Annotated in this window: 10 protein-coding genes; 8 read left to right on the top strand and 2 right to left on the bottom strand. The window is 67.1% G+C overall.

Annotated elements, in window-relative coordinates; translation table 11 throughout:
* Positions 1-201, top strand: a 201-nt coding sequence (locus QT382_RS00005) for a hypothetical protein (RefSeq protein ID WP_289251997.1), incomplete at its 5' end; no start/stop codon positions are given.
* A gap of 628 nt (positions 202-829) precedes the next feature.
* Here QT382_RS00005 and QT382_RS00010 read toward each other — a convergent pair.
* Entirely contained in the window at positions 830-1354 is a 525-nt protein-coding gene (locus tag QT382_RS00010) for a GNAT family N-acetyltransferase (RefSeq protein ID WP_289251998.1), read from the bottom strand.
* A 145-nt stretch (positions 1355-1499) separates the two neighbouring features.
* The gene (alaS, locus tag QT382_RS00015) at positions 1500-4127 is read right to left on the bottom strand and encodes an alanine--tRNA ligase (RefSeq protein WP_289251999.1); all 2628 of its coding nucleotides are present in this window, start codon (positions 4125-4127) and stop codon (positions 1500-1502) included.
* 184 nt (positions 4128-4311) lie between these two features.
* On the opposite strand from alaS, the gene QT382_RS00020 reads away from it, so the two are divergent.
* The 7 genes from QT382_RS00020 (at position 4312) to QT382_RS00050 (ending at position 18484) form a co-directional block, all read left to right on the top strand.
* Positions 4312-5808: an NAD-dependent succinate-semialdehyde dehydrogenase gene (locus QT382_RS00020; protein WP_289252000.1), complete on the top strand. Its 1497-nt coding sequence runs from the start codon at positions 4312-4314 to the stop codon at positions 5806-5808.
* A 98-nt stretch (positions 5809-5906) separates the two neighbouring features.
* Positions 5907-10754 (top strand): CHASE domain-containing hybrid sensor histidine kinase/response regulator, encoded by a 4848-nt coding sequence (locus QT382_RS00025; protein WP_289252001.1) that lies wholly within the window; start codon positions 5907-5909, stop codon positions 10752-10754.
* Positions 10754-11725, top strand: a complete 972-nt coding sequence (locus QT382_RS00030) for a diguanylate cyclase (RefSeq protein WP_289252002.1) — start codon at positions 10754-10756, stop codon at positions 11723-11725. The genes QT382_RS00025 and QT382_RS00030 overlap by 1 nt, the downstream gene beginning before the upstream one ends.
* The gene (locus tag QT382_RS00035; protein ID WP_289252003.1) at positions 11707-14028 is read left to right on the top strand and encodes a response regulator; all 2322 of its coding nucleotides are present in this window, start codon (positions 11707-11709) and stop codon (positions 14026-14028) included. The genes QT382_RS00030 and QT382_RS00035 overlap by 19 nt, the downstream gene beginning before the upstream one ends.
* A gap of 134 nt (positions 14029-14162) precedes the next feature.
* The gene (locus tag QT382_RS00040; RefSeq protein ID WP_289252004.1) at positions 14163-15695 is read left to right on the top strand and encodes a methyl-accepting chemotaxis protein; all 1533 of its coding nucleotides are present in this window, start codon (positions 14163-14165) and stop codon (positions 15693-15695) included.
* 153 nt (positions 15696-15848) lie between these two features.
* A complete protein-coding gene (locus QT382_RS00045; protein WP_289252005.1) occupies positions 15849-17477 on the top strand; it encodes a 3-(methylthio)propionyl-CoA ligase in 1629 nt (542 codons plus the stop codon).
* A complete protein-coding gene (locus QT382_RS00050; RefSeq protein WP_289252006.1) occupies positions 17474-18484 on the top strand; it encodes a YeiH family protein in 1011 nt (336 codons plus the stop codon). Before QT382_RS00045 ends, QT382_RS00050 begins: the two co-directional genes overlap by 4 nt.
* Positions 18485-18490: the final 6 nt, after the last annotated feature.

The raw sequence follows: 18490 nt of genomic DNA on the forward strand, positions 1-18490 counted from the left end.
GTGAAACGAGTCAGCGCCGATGATAGTGCGGATTCCCGTGTGAAAGTAGGTCATCGTCAGGCTATTTACCCCGCAAACCCCCAGCCTTCCAAAGAGGCTGGGGGTTTTGCTTTTGCGGGATTGACATGCGATGCTGGAATGGCGGTATACAGCTTTCGTAAGCACTTGACCAAAAAAGTTTTTGGGCAATCCCACTGTTGATCTGCAGGTATTGCCATGAGATGTATGACGATTCAGCGTCTGTCGCCTGGCCTTCTGGTCGTAGTGCCTTCGAGCTGGTTGGGCGACTGAGGCGTGCTGTCGACTTCTCCGCCATCGGCTCTGTTTTGCCGACGCGAAGGAGACAAGTTGGCCTCAGGCAGCAATTGGTCACCCATGCCGGAGTTCACTCCCGCGTATCCCCGGTTGGTCGCGGCTGACTGCAGTTCGTCGCTTGTGCATGGCATCTGGGCGTGGCGCTGTGAATACTTCGTCCATTGCAAGGCTCAACCAACGAGCCGAGCCTGGCGGAGACAGATCCCATGCGACCGAGTGACATTCGAGTTCTAGCTTTCAGCGTTACATGCGCTATTGGCTTGATGCTGCCTGCAGCGCCGGCCGAAGCTAGTGAAGTGGTCAAGCTTGCCCGATTGGTGATTACCGGCAAGCGGTTGGGTAGCACTCCACCGCCGCCTGTTGCTCCGGTGCCTGCTAAGCTGCCCCGCGTCGTGATCGAAGGCCAGCACATTGAGCCAACCCTCCATGTGGCTCAGCAGCAAGCCGGACGAGGTCTCGTACGCCCAATCTGAGCGCTTCTAGCCGTCCTTACTCCGTTCAGCAAGGTGTCAATTCACGTCCAGGCTGGAGGCCTGGGATGCAGGCGGGCCATTGCAAAGCTATCCACATAGGCACCCTGACGCATCGCATAGGCCCGCATCCGGCCTTCGATTTCGAATCCGAAGCGTTGATAGAGCTTGATGGCTCGCTCGTTGTCGCAATACACGCTCAGTTCTACGCGCAGGGCTTGAGCCCAGTTGTCCGCGTAGTCGAGCAAGGCCGCCATCAGCGTCGAACCGACACCGTGCCCTTGGGCGTCAGGGCGTACCGAAATGCCTAGCATCAGTGCGTGACGCCTGCGCAGCGCAGGACTGACAGGATGTAGGCCGGCGCTGCCGACCACATGTCCCTCACGCACTGCGACCAGGTGCAGGTCGACCTTGCCTGGCAATGAGCCATCCGCCAGACGCTGGCGCCAGAGCTCTTCGCTGGGGTAAGGCATTTGCAGCAGATTGCCAAAGACCTCGGCATCGCTCATCAACTCGCAAAAAGCAGCAGCATCGCCGACGGCAGCTCGGCGTATGGTCACGTCGGACATTGGACCCCTTTCACTCGCCCGGCTTTGGTTCTTCAACCGGCTGTAGTCGGGTCAAGTGGCTTCATTCTGAACAATAAACAAAGGGCCCCGCAGGGCCCTTCGCATTTACCCCAAAAGAAGTCTTTGGACGTTCGGTTCCGATGCTTCAGGCGCGTTCGGCCACCCAGGCCTGCACGCTAGCAAGGGCTGCCGGCAATGCCTTGGCATCGTTGCCACCGGCCATGGCCATATCGGGCTTGCCTCCGCCCTTGCCGCCGACCTGCAAAGCGACGAAATTCACCAGCTCGCCGGCCTTGACCTTGCTGACAGAGTCGGCAGTGACGCCGGCTGCCAGTTGGACCTTGTCGCCATCGACAGCCGCCAGCACGATGGCTGCTGTCTTCAGCTTGTCCTTCAGCTTGTCCATGGTTTCGCGCAGGGTCTTGGCGTCGGCGCCGACCAGCGTTGCGGCAAGCACCTTGATGCCCTTCACATCAACGGCTTGGGTCAGCAACTCGTCGCCCTGAGCCGACGCCAGCTTGCTCTTGGCCGCGGCCAGTTCCTTCTCCAGCGACTTGACCTGGTCGAGCACAGCGTGGACTCGGTGTTCAAGCTCGGTCGGCGCGGCCTTCAGCGTGCCGGCCACGGCCTGCACCGTGCTTTCCAGCGACTGCAAATAGGCCAGCGCGTTCTCGCCCGTGACCGCCTCGACACGGCGCACGCCCGCCGCCACACCACCTTCGGCGACGATCTTGAACAGGCCGATATCGCCAGTGGCCTTCACGTGTGTGCCGCCGCAGAGTTCTTTGGATGAGCCGATGCTCAGCACGCGCACGGTCTCACCGTACTTTTCACCGAACAGCATCATGGCGCCGCTCTTCTGAGCGTCATCCAAGGCCATCACCTCGGCCTTGGCACCGGCATTGGCCAGGATCTCGGCATTGACGATGGCTTCGACACGCTTGATCTCGGCGGCCGTCATCGGTGCGTTGTGGGCGAAGTCGAAGCGGGTGCGCTCGGCATTGACCAGCGAGCCCTTCTGCTGCACATGTCCGCCCAGCACTTCGCGCAAGGCCTTGTGCATCAAGTGCGTCGCGCTGTGGTTGCGGACGGTCTTGGCGCGGGCTTCGGCGTTGACGCGGGCGACAAAGGAATCGCCAGCCTTGATCGAGCCCTCCAGCACGCGGCCATGGTGGCCGAACACGTCGGCCTGGATCTTCAGCGTGTCTTCCACGGCGAAGCGGCTGGTGTTGTTGCGCAGCTCGCCGCTGTCGCCGACCTGGCCGCCGCTCTCGGCGTAGAAAGGTGTGTGGTCCAGCACGACGACGGCGTCGTCACCAGCCTTGGCTTCATTGACCAGCGCACCATCCACATAGACAGCCGTCACCTTGCTGGTCTCACAGACCAGTTGCTCGTAGCCATGGAAGGCCGTGGCCGCGCCCTTGTATTCGAGGCCGGCCGCCATCTTGAACTTGCCGGCCGCACGGGCCTGTTCGCGCTGGCGTGTCATCGCTGCATCGAAGCCGGCCTGGTCCACCGTCACGCCGCGCTCGCGGCAGACGTCGGCCGTCAGGTCGACCGGGAAGCCATAGGTGTCGTGCAGCTTGAAGGCGGTTTCGCCGTCGACCTGCTTTTCGCCCTTGGCCAGCGCCGCCTCGAGGATTTCCATGCCGTTGGCGATGGTCTGGAAGAAGCGTTCTTCTTCCTGCTTCAGCACCTCAGTCACTCGGGCCTGCGCTTGGCGCAGCTCCGGGTAGGCATCGCCCATCTGGTTCACCAACTCGCCGACGATTTGGTGGAAGAAGGGCTTGCGGGCGCCCAGCTTGTAGCCGTGGCGGATCGCGCGGCGGGCGATGCGGCGCAGCACATAGCCGCGACCTTCGTTGCCGGGAATCACGCCATCGACGATGGTGAACGAGCAGGCGCGGATGTGGTCGGCGATCACCTTCAGCGAGGCCGATTCCTTGTCGCAGTCACCGCCACCTGCCGCGTCCACAGCCGCCTTGGCCGCAGCCAGCAGACCGACGAAGGTATCGATTTCGTAGTTCGAGTGCACATGCTGCAGCACGGCCGCCAGTCGCTCAAGACCCATGCCTGTGTCCACGCTGGGCTTGGGCAGCTTGTGCATCACACCGTCTTCGGTGCGGTTGAACTGCATGAAGACGTTGTTCCAGATCTCGATGTAGCGGTCGCCGTCCTCGTTGGCGCTACCCGGGGGGCCGCCGGCCACGTCCGGGCCGTGGTCGTAGAAGATTTCCGTGCAGGGGCCGCAGGGGCCGGTGTCGCCCATCATCCAGAAGTTGTCGGACATGTAGCGGCCGCCCTTGTTGTCGCCGATGCGCACGATGCGCTCGGCGGGCACGCCCACCACCTTGTTCCAAATCTCGTAGGCCTCGTCGTCTTCGGCGTAGACCGTCACCCACAGCTTCTCGGCCGGCAGCATGAACTTGGTGGTCAGCAGCTCCCAGGCGAACTGGATCGCGTCATGCTTGAAATAGTCTCCGAAGCTGAAGTTGCCCAGCATCTCGAAGAAGGTGTGGTGGCGAGCGGTGTAGCCGACGTTGTCCAGATCGTTGTGCTTGCCACCGGCGCGGATGCATTTCTGGCTGGTCGTGGCACGGGAATAGGCACGCTTGTCGAAACCCAGGAACACGTCCTTGAACTGGTTCATGCCGGCGTTGGTGAACAGCAGCGTCGGGTCGTCGCCGGGGACGACCGGGCTCGAGGCAACGATCTGGTGGCCCTTGGACTCGAAGAATTTCAGGAAGGTCTGACGAATCTCGGCTGCTTTCATTCCGGACTGGCTTTCTGCGGCGACCGCAAGCGGTAACTACTTGATTTTTCGGAGCTTTCGATTATAGGCGGGCAGCCTCCCGCGAGCCGTCTTCCGGCCGGGTAGAGTTGCCCCTCCAACGCAGGGAATTGACCTGCTGGAATCTGCCAAGGACGCGAGCCGTGGACGAGCAATGGAGCAAGCGATGACCGACCCTTCCCAGGCCCCGCTGGAGCGGCTGGACGATGCCAGCCTGCTGAAGACCCAGGCCCTGATAGGCGGCGAATGGGTGGCCGGCAGCAGCGGCGCGCGCTTCGAGGTGCACGACCCGGCCACCGGTGCGTTGCTGGCCGAGGTGGCCAACCTCGGCGCCATCGATGCCGAAGCCGCCGTTGCCGCCGCCAACAACGCCTGGCCCGCCTGGCGCGCCAAGCCCGCCAAGGAGCGCGCTTCCATCCTGCAGCGCTGGTTTCAGCTGCTGCTGCGCCATGCCGACGACCTGGCTCGCATCATGACCGCCGAACAGGGCAAGCCCCTGGCCGAAGCCCGCGGCGAGGTGCTCTACGGCGCCAGCTTCCTGGAGTGGTTCGCCGAGGAAGGCCGCCGTGCCTATGGCGAGACCATTCCCACCACCGACAACAACAAGCGCTACCTGGCGATCCGCCAGCCCATAGGCGTCTGCGCCGCGATCACGCCCTGGAACTTTCCCATCGCCATGATCACGCGCAAGGTCGCGCCGGCCCTGGCCGCCGGCTGCACCGTGGTGATCAAGCCGGCCGAGGCCACGCCGCTGTCGGCCCTGGCCGTGGCCGAGCTGGCCCAGCGCGCCGGTATGCCCGCCGGGGTGCTCAATGTGCTCAGCGCCGATGCCGAGCAGTCCATCGCCATCGGCAAGCTGCTGTGTGACAGCCCGGTGGTGCGCCACCTGTCCTTCACCGGCTCCACCGAGGTGGGCCGCATCCTGATGCGCCAGTGCGCGCCCACGGTCAAGAAGCTCTCGCTGGAGCTCGGGGGCAACGCGCCCTTCATCGTGTTCGAGGACGCCGACCTGGACAGCGCGGTCGAAGGCGCCCTGGTCAGCAAGTACCGCAACGCCGGCCAGACCTGCGTCTGCGCCAACCGGCTCTATGTGCAGGACTCGGTCTACGAGGCCTTTGTCGAGAAGCTGGCGGCCAAGGTGGCGACCATCAAGCTGGGCAACGGCTTCACGCCGGGCGTGAACCAGGGCCCGCTGATCGACGACGATGCGATCACCAAGGTCGAGGCCCATGTGGCGGATGCGCTGGCGCTGGGGGCGAGGGTGGTGGTCGGAGGGCGCCGGGCCGAGGAGCTGGGGCTGCGCTTTTATGAGCCCACGGTGCTGGCCGATGCGAGCCCGGACATGCTGTGCGCCCGCGAGGAGACCTTCGGCCCGGTGGCGCCGGTGTTCCGCTTCAAGACCGAGGCCGAGGCGATTCAGCTGGCCAACAGCACGGAGTTCGGCCTGGCGAGCTATTTCTACAGCCGCGACGTGGGGCGGATCTTCCGGGTGGGCGAGGCGCTGGAGTACGGCATGGTGGGGGTGAACACCGGGCTGATCTCGACGGCCGAGGTGCCGTTCGGCGGGGTCAAGCAGAGCGGACTGGGCCGCGAGGGCGCTCGCCAGGGCATAGACGACTACCTGGAGCTCAAGTATTTGTGCCTGGGGGATATCCAGGCCTAGGCCAACTCGCCAGGGATTCCACGGGGGTGCCGGCACGGCGCCCGGGTCGAACATCGAGGCATCACCGATGAAGCCCGCCCGAGAGGGGCGGCCCGCCCATGCCGGTATCGCTTTTGGGTTCCGGGATCGCCAAGCTCTGGCGCCGTCTCGTGGTGCTGGCCGAAACCTGGCCCGCCCTGCTGGTGCTCGTCGGCGGCCTGACCAGCACCGGCCTGCTGTCCATGATCTGGCAGGAAGAGGCGGAGCGTGAGGTCCAAGGTCGCTTCGCCAACCTGAGCGAGCGCGTCGAGGGGGAGCTGCAGCGCCGCCTGCGGGCCAGCGTGCTGGCGCTTGAAGCCACACGCGGCCTGTTCTCGGCTTCGGGCGAAGTGCGGCGCGAGCAGTTCCGGGCCTTTGTCGAATCGCTGAGTCTGACGCGTGAACTGCGCGGTACGCGCGGCCTCGGCTTCGTGCAGGCGGTGCCCCGCGAGCAGTTGGCGGCCTTCGTCAAGTCGCAGCGGGCCAACGGCCTGGACCAGTACTCCCTGCAGAGCCAGCTGGCCGACGCCGAACAGTATGTGGTGCGCTACGTCGAGCCCGTCGCCCGCAATGGCGAGGCGCTGGGCTTGGTCATGAATGCAGAACCGATTCGCTACGCCGCTGCCTTGCAGGCCAGGCGCAGTGGTGCCCTGACCTTGTCGGGCCGATTGCGTCTGTTGCAGGAGGAGAGCACGGCTTCGGCCTGGGTGCTGCTGCTCCCGGTCTATCGCAGTGGCGGCAATCAGCCGCACGCCGATTGGGATCCCCCTCAATCGCTGCTTGGCTTCGCTTATGCACCGCTGGTGGCAGAGGACCTTGCCGCGGGCTTGCGTGAAGTCGCCGACGGCCTGCTCGAATTCGAGCTCTACGACGGTGGGCAGGTCCAGCCGGATCAACTCATCCATGCCTCGGGCCCGGCCTCGGTGGCCGGGCGCTTCCAGTGGCAGCAGCGCATCGGCCTGGGGGGGCGGGACCTGCTGCTGCGCACGCGCAGCACCGTGGCCTTCGATGCCAGCCCCAATCTGCAGCGCCCCCGTCTGCTCGCTGCTGCCGGGGCCCTGCTGAGCCTGGCCCTGGCCTGGGTCACCTGGCTTTTGAGTTCGGGCCGGCGCCGGGCCTTGGCCCTGGCCGAGGAGATGACCGAGGACCTGGAGCGCCTGGCGCGGGTCGCACGTGCCACCAGCAATGCGGTTCTCAGCGGCGACCGCGAACTGCGCATCAACTGGGTGAACGAGTCCTTCACCCAGCTGACCGGCTACAGCGCTGCCGAAGCCCAGGGCCGTACGCCGGGCGAGCTGCTGACCGCGGCCGAGACCTCGCAGGAAGCACTGCAGCAGCTGATCATCGCCACGCGGGACGGTGTTGGCGCCCGGGTCGAGATCCAGAACCGCCGCAAGGACGGCAGCCTGTACTGGGCCGAGACCGAGATCCAGCCGATACGTGGTGCCGACGGCCAGCTCAGCGGCTTCATCGAGATCGCCCTGGACATCACCGAGCGCAAGGCGATGGAGGCCGAGCTGCGGGCCAGCAGCGCCATGCTGGACCGGGCCGGCCGCCTGGCCGGCGTCGGTGGCTGGGAGCTGGACCTGCCGGCGCGGACCATGCGCTGGTCGCAGCAGGCCTGCCATCTCCATGACGAACCCAGCGGGCTGATGCCCACGCTGGACGAGGCCCTGCAGTACTACGCCGCCGGCGGTCGCAGCCTGCTTCGCGACGCTGTGGACAAGGCCGAGCAGACCGGCGAAGGCTGGGACTTCGAGTTGCCGCTGACCACGGCGCTGGGGCGCTTCATCTGGGTCCGCGTGGTCGGCGAAGCGGCCGAACGCGGTTCCGATGGGCGCATCTGCAAGCTGGTGGGCGCCTACCAGGACATCACGGCGCGCCGGGCGCTGGAGGCCCGCACCGTGCGCAACAACGAGGTGTTGCGCAGCGTGCTGGACAACCTGCCCTGCGGCCTCAGCGTGTTCGACGCCGAGCTCAAGCTGCAGGCCTACAACGCCCAGTTCCGCGCCTTGATCGAGCTGCCCGACGAGCAGTTCCAGGTCGGGCGCACCCGCTACGACGACATCGTCCGCTACAACGCCCTGCGCGGCGAGTACGGCCCGGTCGAGCGGGCCGAGCGGCATATCGCCAAGATCCTGGCACGGGCCCGCAGCAGCGAGCCGCATCAGGTCGAATGGCGGCGCCGCGACGGCAGTGTGATCGAGGTGCGTGGCGCGCCCATGCCAGGTGGCGGCTTCGTGGCCACCTATCTCGACGTCAGCGAGCGCAAGCGCGCCGAGGCTGAAATTGCGCGCACAGGATTGTTGTTGGCCAATGTGCTGGACGCCGCGGTGGACGTGGCCGTCATTGCTACCTCCGAGTCGCGCGGCATCACGGTCTTCAACCGGGGCGCCGAGAGGCTGCTCGGCTATGCGCCCGAGGAAGTCATGGGCCGCAGCGCGGTCGATATGTTTTGCGACCCCGAGGAGTTGCGGCAGCGCGCGGCGGAGCTGTCGGTGCGGCTGATGCGACCCATCGACCCCCGCATGATCTTCATAGACCGCGCTACGCTGGGCCAGGCGCAGGAATGCACCTATGTGCGCAAGGACGGCAGCCGCATCCCGGTCCAGCTGACGGTCACCTTGATGACCACGGCCCAGGGCGAGATGCTCGGCCACCTGGGCGTGGCCATCGACCTGACCCGCCAGAAACAGCACGAGGCCTCGCTTCAGCAGGCCATGAAGCGGGCCGAGCAGGCCAGCGAGGCCAAGAGCCAATTCCTGGCCAACATGAGCCACGAGATCCGCACGCCCATGAATGCCATCCTGGGCATGCTGCGGCTCCTGCAGAAGACCTCGCTCAACCCGCGCCAGTCCGACTACGCAGGCAAGGCCGACGGCGCCGCCCGCTCGCTGCTGGGCCTGCTCAACGACATCCTGGACTTCTCCAAGGTCGAGGCCGGCAAGATGACGCTGGACCCGCATCCGTTCCGGCTCGACCAGCTGTTCCGCGAGCTGTCCGTCATCCTGTCGGCCACGGTGGGCAACAAGCCGGTCGAGGTGCTGTTCGATATCGCCGCCGAGCTGCCGCCGCTGCTGCAGGGCGATGCGCTGCGCCTGCAGCAGGTGCTGATCAACCTGGGTGGCAACGCGATCAAGTTCACCCAGAAGGGCGAGGTCGTGGTCCAGCTGCGGATGCTGGAGCGCGATGCCCGGTCGGTGCTGCTGGAGTTCGCGGTGCGCGACACCGGCATTGGCATAGCGCCCGAGCACCAGGCCCAGATCTTCGCCGGCTTCACCCAGGCCGAGGCCTCGACCACGCGGCGCTTCGGTGGCACCGGCCTGGGCTTGTCGATCAGCCAGCGCCTGGTCGAGCTGATGGGCGGCCAGCTCCGGCTGGACAGCGTGCTGGGGGCGGGCAGCCGCTTTCATTTCCAGTTGCGCCTGCCGGTACTTGCGGCCGAACAGCTACCGGCCCCGCGGCCCACCGGCCCTGAACTGCGAGTGCTCATCGTCGATGACAACCCCAGCGCCCGCGAGATGCTGGGCAGCATGGCGCGCTCGCTGGGCTGGCGGGTCGACACCGTGGGCTCGGGCAGCGAAGCGCTGGCGCAGCTGGCCGCACGCAGGGATGTCATGGCCTACCAGGTGGTGCTGGTGGACTGGCAGATGCCGGGCATGGACGGCTGGGAGACCAGCCAGCGCATCCGCGAACTGGCGCCCGAGGCCGGGACGCCGCTGTTGGTCATGGTCACGGCCCATGGCCGCGAGATGCTGGCCCAGCGCAGCGAGCAGGAACAGGGGCTGCTCAATGGCTTCCTGGTCAAGCCGGTCACGGCCTCGATGCTGCTCGATGCGGTGCTGGACGCGCGTCGTCCGGGCGATGATCCCGGCCAGCCGGTGCGCCTCCCATCGCTGCAGCGCCTGACCGGCCTGCGTCTGCTGGTGGTCGAAGACAACCCGAACAACCAGCAGGTGGCCTGCGAGCTGCTGGAAGACGAGGGTGCCTGTGTGCAGCTCGCCGGCGATGGCCAGCAGGCGGTCAGCCTGGTGGGCAGTGCCGACCCGCCATTTGATGCCGTGCTGATGGACGTACAGATGCCGGTGATGGACGGCTATGCCGCCACTCGCGTGATCCGCGAGCAACTGGGCCGGCGAGAGCTGCCCATCATCGCCATGACGGCCAACGCCATGCCTTCGGATCAGGCGGCCAGCCGCGCCGCGGGCATGGACGAGCATGTGGGCAAGCCGTTCGAGATCGACCACCTGGTTGCCTTGCTGAACCGCCTTTGCGGCCGGGGCAATGCGGCCGGCCGTCAGCCCCGACGCGGCTATGAAGACCTTGCCCTGCTGCTGGAGACCGTGCGCCAGCTGGGCGTAGACCTGGGCGGCGCACTCGACAGATTGGGTGGCAAACGAGACCTGCTGGCGCGGATGGCCGGCAGCTTCGTGCGCAATCAGCGCGACCTGCCGCAACGCCTGCGTGAGCTGCTCGCGGCCGGCCTGGCGCCTCAGGTCGCCGGGGAGTTGCACAGCCTACGAGGCCTGGCCGGAACGCTGGGGGCTGAGCGGCTCAGCGCCCATGCCCAGCTGCTGGAAGCCCGGATGCGCGCCGACGCGCAAGCCGACGAGGAACAACTGCGTCGGTTCGAGGCTGCCTTGGCCGAGGCCTGCCAGGCGCTGGGCCAGATTGCCGAGGCTCTGGCGCGGCCCCTGCAATCGCAGCCCCTGGAGGCCGGGGCTCCAGCGCTGGAGCCGCAGCTGCAGGCCCTGATGGTTTTGCTGGCCGACTCTGACCTGGCGGCGCTGGACGCCTTCGAGCGCTTGCGCCAGCAGCACGGCCAGGCCCTGGGGCCAGGTCTTGCCTCATTGCAGGCCGCCATCACCGAGCTGGACTTTGAGGCGGCCCGCGCTCAATGCCAGAATCTGCTCCAGGGAGCATGCTGATGGATGATCTGGTCCCGCTGGTGGATGGCGGTTCGGCACACGACCCGGGCAGTCTCTTGAGGCTGTTGGGGCGCAAGCCTCGCCTGCTGCTCGTCGATGATCAACCGCTCAACATCCAGGCGCTCTACCAGGTGTTTTCCGCCGATTACCAGGTCTTCATGTCCACCCAGGCCACGCAGGCCCTGGGCCTGTGCCGCGACCGCCAACCCGACCTGCTGCTGCTCGATGTCGAGATGCCGGGCATGGACGGCTACGAGCTGTGCCGCGAACTCAAGAGAACGCCGGACCTCGCCGACATTCCGGTGATCTTCGTCACCGCCCACCAGGACGCCGAGGCCGAGACCCGCGGCCTGGAGGTCGGGGCGGTGGACTTCATCTCCAAGCCCTTCAACGCCGGCGTCGTGAGGGCGCGGGTCAGGGCCCAGCTGAGCCTCAAGCTGCAGACCGACTTGCTCAGGCGCCTGGCTTTCCTCGACGGTCTCACCGGGCTCTACAACCGTCGGCATTTCGACGAGCGCTTCGAGCTCGAGTTCCAGCGTGGCCGCCGCAGCGGCGCACCGCTTTCGCTGGTGCTGGCCGACGTGGATTTCTTCAAGAACTACAACGACCACTACGGCCATCTGGCCGGCGACGACTGCCTGCGGCGCGTGGCCACCACGCTCAAGGACTGCCTGAAGCGCCCGGGTGACCTGCTCAGCCGCTTCGGCGGCGAAGAATTCGCCTGCGTGCTCCCCGAGACCGACCTCGCAGGCGCGCTGGCCGTCGCCATGGCCATGGAGCAGGCGGTGCGCGAACAGCAGATGCCCCATGAACAATCCGATGCCTCGCCGGTGGTGACCATCAGCCTGGGCGTCGCCAGTGTCCAGCCCCATGCCGGCCTTGAGTCGGCCCAGCTGATCACCACGGCCGATGAACAGCTCTACCGGGCCAAGGCCCAGGGACGCGCCCGCGCATGCGCGCAGCAGCTGTGAACGCGCCGACTGAAGCCCGCGGCGAGTCGCGCTGGCTCGACAGCCTGCTGTGGCTGCCGCTGCTGATCGCATTGGCGGTCGGCATTCCCACCTATCTGGTCCTGACGCGCAGCCAGGAGAACGCGCTGGAGAGCCAGCTGCAGGCCACGCTGCGCGCCAACCGCGAGTCGCTGCAGCTGTGGCTGGATGGCGAATGGCAGCGTGCGCGGCACCGCATCGATGCCGCCGGCCTGCCGGCCTTGCTGGCGAGCGGCAAGCCGACGCCGCTGGAGCACAAGCTGCTGGAGCTGGAGCAGGAGCTGCAGGCCCAGGCCGTGACGCTGATCAGCGTCGAAGGCCATGTGCTGGCCAGCACCACGCAATGGCCCCGCGGCCTTGATTTCACCCAGGCGGCCGGCCTGACTCGGCTGCGCCGGGGCGACAACACGGTGTTGGGCGTGCAGCGCCGCGGCCCCGGCCATCCGGCCTGGATCAGCCTGGCCCTGCCGCTGGAAAGCGGCAGCGGCCAGCCCATCCACCATGCGTTGCTGGTGCATCGCCTGGCCGGCTCCGGCTTCTCGCGCACGCTGGCCGTCGCCCGCATAGGCAGCAGCGGCGAGTCCTATGCCTTCGGCCCCGAAGGCGAGCTGTTCTCGGAAAGCCGCTTTCCTGACCATCTGCACCAGATCGGCCTGCTACCCACCGAACTCAATTCCGCCATCCTCCATCTGCGTCTGGGTGATCCCGGGGTCAACCTGGTCAATGCCGAGCGCAGCCGCCTGGCGCCAGCCAACTGGCCGCTGACGCACATGGCCCAGGAGGCGATTGCCGGACGCAGCGGCAGTGACGTGCAGGGCTACCGCGACTATCGCGGCGTGCGCGTGGTCGGTGCCTGGCAGTGGCTGGATGAACTCGGCCTGGGCCTGGCCACCGAGATCGACCTGGACGAGGCCTACAAGCCGGTGGAGGTCGTGGCCCGCGGCCTCGGCCTGCTGCTGCTCTTGCTGGCCGTGGGCAGCCTGCTGCTGGCCTGGCTGAGGCGCGGCCAGACCCGCCAGCGCAGCGAGCTGGCGCGGGCCGCCCGTGAGCTGGAGATCGAGATCAAGGTGCGGCGCGAGGCCGAGCATGAACGCGAACTGGCCCTGCTGCAGGCCGAGCATGCGGCGCGCGCCAAGACCCGCTTCCTCGCGACCATGAGCCACGAGATCCGTACGCCCATGAACGACCTGCAGGGCTATGTGCAGCTCCTGCAGCGCGACGGAGCGCTGGGCGCAGAACCGCGCCACAAGGTCAATGCCATCGCGCGGGCCGGCCAGCACCTGATGGGCCTGATCAACTCGGTGCTGGACATGGCGCGCATCGAGTCCGGCCAGATCGAACTGCAGGAGGAGGCCTTCGACCTGGCCGAGTTGTTGCGCGGCCTGGACGAGCTGTTCGAGCTGCGTTGCCGCCACCAGAGCCTGGGCTGGAAGCTGGACCTGCGCATTCCCAGCCCCTGCCCGGTGCGGGCCGACCGGCACAAGCTCAACCAGGTGCTGATCCAGCTGATAGGCAATGCGCTCAAGTTCGCCCGCTTGCGGGTCGAGCTGCGAGCCGAGAGTCTGGGCCAGCAGCGCTACCGCTTCCTGGTGCGCGACGACGGCCCCGGCCTGCCCGAGGACGAGGCCGAGCACCTGTTCGAGCCCTTCCACCAGGGCGAGGCCGGATCGGCCAAGGGCGGCCCGGGCCTGGGTCTGGCCATCACCCGCGGCCTGGTGCAGGCCATGGGCGGGCGCGTCAGGCTGCGCAATATCGACCCGGGCTGCGAGGCCAATGTCGAACTGTGGCTGCAGACCGCGCCCGAACTGGCGCTCAAGGCAGCGCAGCAACCGCCGCGCGGCCGTGTCGACCGGCCGGTCCGGGCCCTGGTGGTCGACGACAACGACGACAACCGCCGCGTGCTGGCCGAGGCGCTGAACTCGCTGGGCATCACCACCGAGCAGGCCGCCGACGGTGAGCAGGGCTGCGAGAAAGCCATGGCCGCACCACCGGACATCATCTTCATGGACCTGCGCATGCCGCGCCTGGATGGCATCCAGGCGCTGAAGCGCTTGCGCGCGGAGCCGCGCACCGGCCAGCTGCCCATCGTCGCCGTGTCGGCTTCCAGCCTCACGATGCGGCGTGACGACTTCCTCGCCGCCGGCTTCGACGACGCGGTCAGCAAGCCCTTCATGCTGGCGGACGTCGTCGCCACGCTTGGCCGCCTGCTCGGCGTGCGACTCGTCGAGCTTCAGCCAGCCGGGCAAGACCTGGCCCTGGGCGCAGGGCGCGCAGCGGCTCCGTGAATCCCCGGGGGCCTCGTCCCCCGGAATCTCTCGCCGAAGGCTCACTCCCGATCTACATTTCGAGCAGCACGAAGCGAAAGCTTCCTGGTTGTTGGGTTATGACTTGTGTCATTTCGATAGAACAAGGAGAGAGCATGAACTCGATCTCTATCAGCAAGCGCCTGGCTTTCCTGGTGCTGGGCCTGCTGGGCCTGCTGGCCCTGGTGGTGCTCATCTCGCTGATGCGGCTGGATCGCTCCAATGACACCTTGCGCTCGCTCTACGGCGACCGCATGGTGCCGATCAAGCAGCTCAATGCCGTGGCCGATGGCTACGCCGTGGCCGTTGTGGACGGCGCCCACAAGATGCGGGCCGGCGCGCTCAAGCCCGATGCCGGCATCAAGGCCATCGAGCAGGCGCTGAAGGACGTGGACAAGAACTGGAAGGAATACCTGGCCACCGAGCTGACCAAGGAGGAGCAGGGCCTGATCGACAAGACCAAGCCCGCCCTCAAGACCGCCGAGGCGGCCGCGGGCAAGCTGCTGGAGCTGGCACGCAGCGGCAACATGGAGGGGCTCGCCAAGTTTGCCGAGACCGAGATGTACCCGGCCATCGATCCGCTGTCCGGCGACATCCAGGAGCTGATCGACCTGCAGCTGCGCGTGGCCGAGGAGGAATACAAGGCCAGCCAGGATGCCTTCAAGACCCTGCTGTGGAGCAGCATCGTGGTGTTCCTGATCACGCTGGGCGCGGCCTCGGTGCTGTCGCTGATGATCGTGCGCTCGATCACCGGGCCACTGAAGGAGGCGGTCGATATCGCCGAGACCGTGGCCTCCGGCGACCTGCGCAAGCGCATCGAGGTCAAGGGCAATGACGAGACCGCCCAGCTGCTGGGCGCCCTGGCCAAGATGAACCAGGGCCTGGTGGACATCGTCAGCCAGGTGCGCGATTGCGCGGAGTCGATCACCGCCGGTTCGTCCGAGATCGCCCGCGGCAGCCTGGACCTGAGCCAGCGCACCGAGGAGCAGGCCAGCAGCCTGGAAGAGACTGCCGCCTCGATGGAGGAGCTGACCTCGACGGTCAAGCAGAACTCCATGACCTCGGACGAGGCCAACCGCCTGGCCGCCAGCGCTTCCAGCGTGGCCGGCAAGGGCGGTGACGTGGTGCAGGGCGTGGTCACGACCATGGGCCAGATCACCGACCAGTCCAAGAAGATCAGCGACATCATCGGCGTGATCGACGGCATTGCCTTCCAGACCAACATCCTGGCGCTGAATGCGGCCGTGGAAGCGGCTCGTGCCGGCGAGCAGGGACGCGGCTTTGCGGTCGTGGCCGGCGAGGTGCGCACGCTGGCCAGCCGCTCGGCCGATGCGGCCAAGGAGATCAAGACACTGATACAGGCCAGTGTCGAGCGGGTCGAGACCGGCGCCGGCCAGGTGGCCGAGGCCGGCCGCACCATGGACGACATCGTGTCCCAGGTCCAGCGGGTCAGCCAGCTGATCTCCGAGATCAGCCTGGCCAGCCGCGAGCAGAGCCAGGGCATAGACCAGATCAGCGATGCCGTGATGCAGATGGACCAGGTGACGCAGCAGAACGCGGCCCTGGTCGAGGAATCGGCCGCTGCGGCCGACAGCCTGCAGCAGCAGGCCCAGACCCTGTCCAAGGTGGTCGCGCTGTTCAAGCTCTGACCCGCGTCGCCGCCACGACACAGGCCTAGGGTTGCCCCTGGGCCTGGCGCCAATTGGTAAGCCCGCGTCGTCGCGCGGCAATCGCGTTTTCCTCTCCGGTCCAAGAATCGGCGCATCGAAGAAATGGGCCGCCGGCCCCGGAGACAGGAAACGATGAACGGCTTGATGATGCAGCGTTCGCTGCTGGTGTCCTCGCTGCTGCTGCATGCCGAGCGCCACCATGGCTCCCAGCAGATCGTGTCGCGCCGGGTCGAGGGCGACATCCACCGCTACAGCTTCCGCGACATGGCCTCGCGGGCCCGCCGTGTGGCCAATGCGCTGGACGGCCTGGGCCTGGCCGCTGACGCCACCCTGGGCACGCTGGCCTGGAACGGCTATCGCCACCTGGAGCTCTATTACGGCGTCTCCGGTTCCGGCCGTGTGCTGCACACACTGAACCCGCGCCTGCATCCCGACCAGATGGCCTGGATCGCGGACCATGCCGAGGACCAGGCCCTGTTCTTCGACCTCAGCTTCCTGCCCCTGGTCGAGGCCATCGCCGCCAGGCTCAAGACCGTGCGCCATTTCGTGCTGATGTGCGAGCGCTCGCGCATGCCGGTCGACAGCAAGATTCCCGACCTCCTGTGCTACGAGGAGCTGGTCGAGGCCGCCGGCGATGCCTATGACTGGCCCGAGTTCGACGAGAACCGCGCTTCCAGCCTCTGCTACACCAGCGGTACGACCGGCAATCCCAAGGGCGTGCTCTACAGCCACCGCTCGACCCTGCTGCACAGCTATGCCGTGGCCCTGCCGGATTCGCTCAGCTGCTCGGCGCGCGACACCATCCTGCCGGTCGTGCCCATGTTCCACGTCAATGCCTGGGGCCTGCCTTATGCGGCCTGCATGGTCGGCGCCAAGCTGGTGCTGCCGGGCCCGGGCCTGGACGGCAAGAGCCTGCACGAGCTGTTCGAAGGCGAGCGCGTGACCGTCTCGGCCGGCGTGCCCACGGTCTGGCAGGGCCTGCTGAGTTACGTCGAAGCCAACGGGCTCAGCTTCAGCACCATGCGCCGCACCATCATCGGCGGCTCCGCCTGCCCGCCGGCCATGATGCGTGCCTTCCAGGAAAACCATGCGGTCGAGGTGCTGCATGCCTGGGGCATGACCGAGATCAGCCCGCTGGGCACGGCCTGCGTGCTCAAGAACGATCAGCTGGACCTGCCGCGCGAAGAACGCTACGCGGTCCAGGCCAAGCAGGGGCGGGCGGTGTTTGGCGTCGACATGAAGATCATTGCCGAGTCCGGCGAGGAGCTGCCCTGGGACGGCAGGACCAGCGGCGAGCTGCTGGTGCGCGGCCCCTGGATCGTCAGCGACTACCTGAAAGGCGAGGGCGGTGCGGTCCTGGTGGACGGCTGGTTCCCCACCGGGGACGTGTGCACCATCGATGCCGACGGCTTCATGCAGATCACCGACCGGGCCAAGGACGTGATCAAGAGCGGCGGCGAATGGATCGGTTCCATCGACCTTGAAAACATTGCGATGGCCCATCCGGCCGTGGCCGTGGCGGCCTGCGTCGCCGCGCGCCATCCCAAGTGGGACGAGCGTCCGCTCCTGATCGTGGTGAAGAAGCCCGGCGCCGAGGTCTCGCGAGAGGAGCTGCTGCAGTTCTACGAAGGCCGCATCGCCAAGTGGTGGACGCCGGACGACGTGGTCTTCGTCGACGCGATTCCGCTGGGTGCCACCGGCAAGATGCAGAAGAACAAGCTGCGCGAGCAGTTCCAGGACCACCTGCTGGAGCGGGCATGAGCAGTGTCGCGATCGGCGGCCTGCAGGGCCGTGCTCGCCAGCTGTTCCCGGGCCTGATGGCCTGCGGCGTGGTCGCCGCGGCGGCCAGTTTCCTGTCCGAGCACTATGGCGCGCCGGTGATGCTGTTCGCGCTGCTGCTGGGCCTGGCGATGAACTTCCTTTCGGCCGAGGGCGCCTGTGCCGCCGGCATTGGCTTCACGGCCCGCGAGCTGCTTCGCGTCGGCGTGGCCCTGCTGGGCCTGCGCATCACGGCCGACCAGGTGGCCCAGCTGGGCTGGCAGCCGTTGCTGATCGTGGTGGGCTCGGTCGTCATCACGATCGCCGTGTCGATGCTGGTGGCCCGCCTGATGGGCTTTCCGTCCATCTTCGGCCTGCTGACAGGAGGCGCCACCGCCATCTGCGGCGCCTCGGCGGCGCTGGCACTGGCGGCTGCCCTGCCAGCCCATCCGCAGAAGGAGAGGGCGACGCTGTTCACCGTGATTGGCGTCAGCGCGCTGTCCACGCTGGCGATGATCGTCTACCCGATGATCGCCAGGGCCCTGGGCCTGGACCCGCAGGCGGCCGGCATCTTCCTGGGCGGCACCATCCATGACGTGGCCCAGGTGGTGGGCGCCGGCTACAGCCTGTCGCGCGAGACCGGCGACATGGCCACTGTGGTCAAGCTGATGCGCGTGGCCATGCTGTTGCCGGTCATCGTCTTCGCAGCGGCGCTGACGCGGGCGCGTGGTGCCGATACCGGCGGCGAACGCCCGCCGCTGCTGCCCTGGTTCGCCGTCGGCTTCGCGGTGCTGGTCGCCATCAACAGCACCGGCCTCGTGCCCAAGGCCGTGCAGATGGCGGGCAGCGAGCTCTCCCGCTGGTGCCTGATCGCCGCCATCGCCGGCATCGGCATGAAGACCCAGCTCAAGGAGCTGGCCACCGTGGGCATCAAGCCGGTGGCCCTGATGCTGGGCGAAACCATTTTCCTGGCCCTGCTGGTGCTGGGCATGATGCAGCTGATGCGCTGAGACCAC

Origin of the sequence: Pelomonas sp. SE-A7 (assembly GCF_030345705.1) — a bacterium.
Taxonomy (GTDB): Bacteria; Pseudomonadota; Gammaproteobacteria; order Burkholderiales; family Burkholderiaceae_C; genus JAUASW01.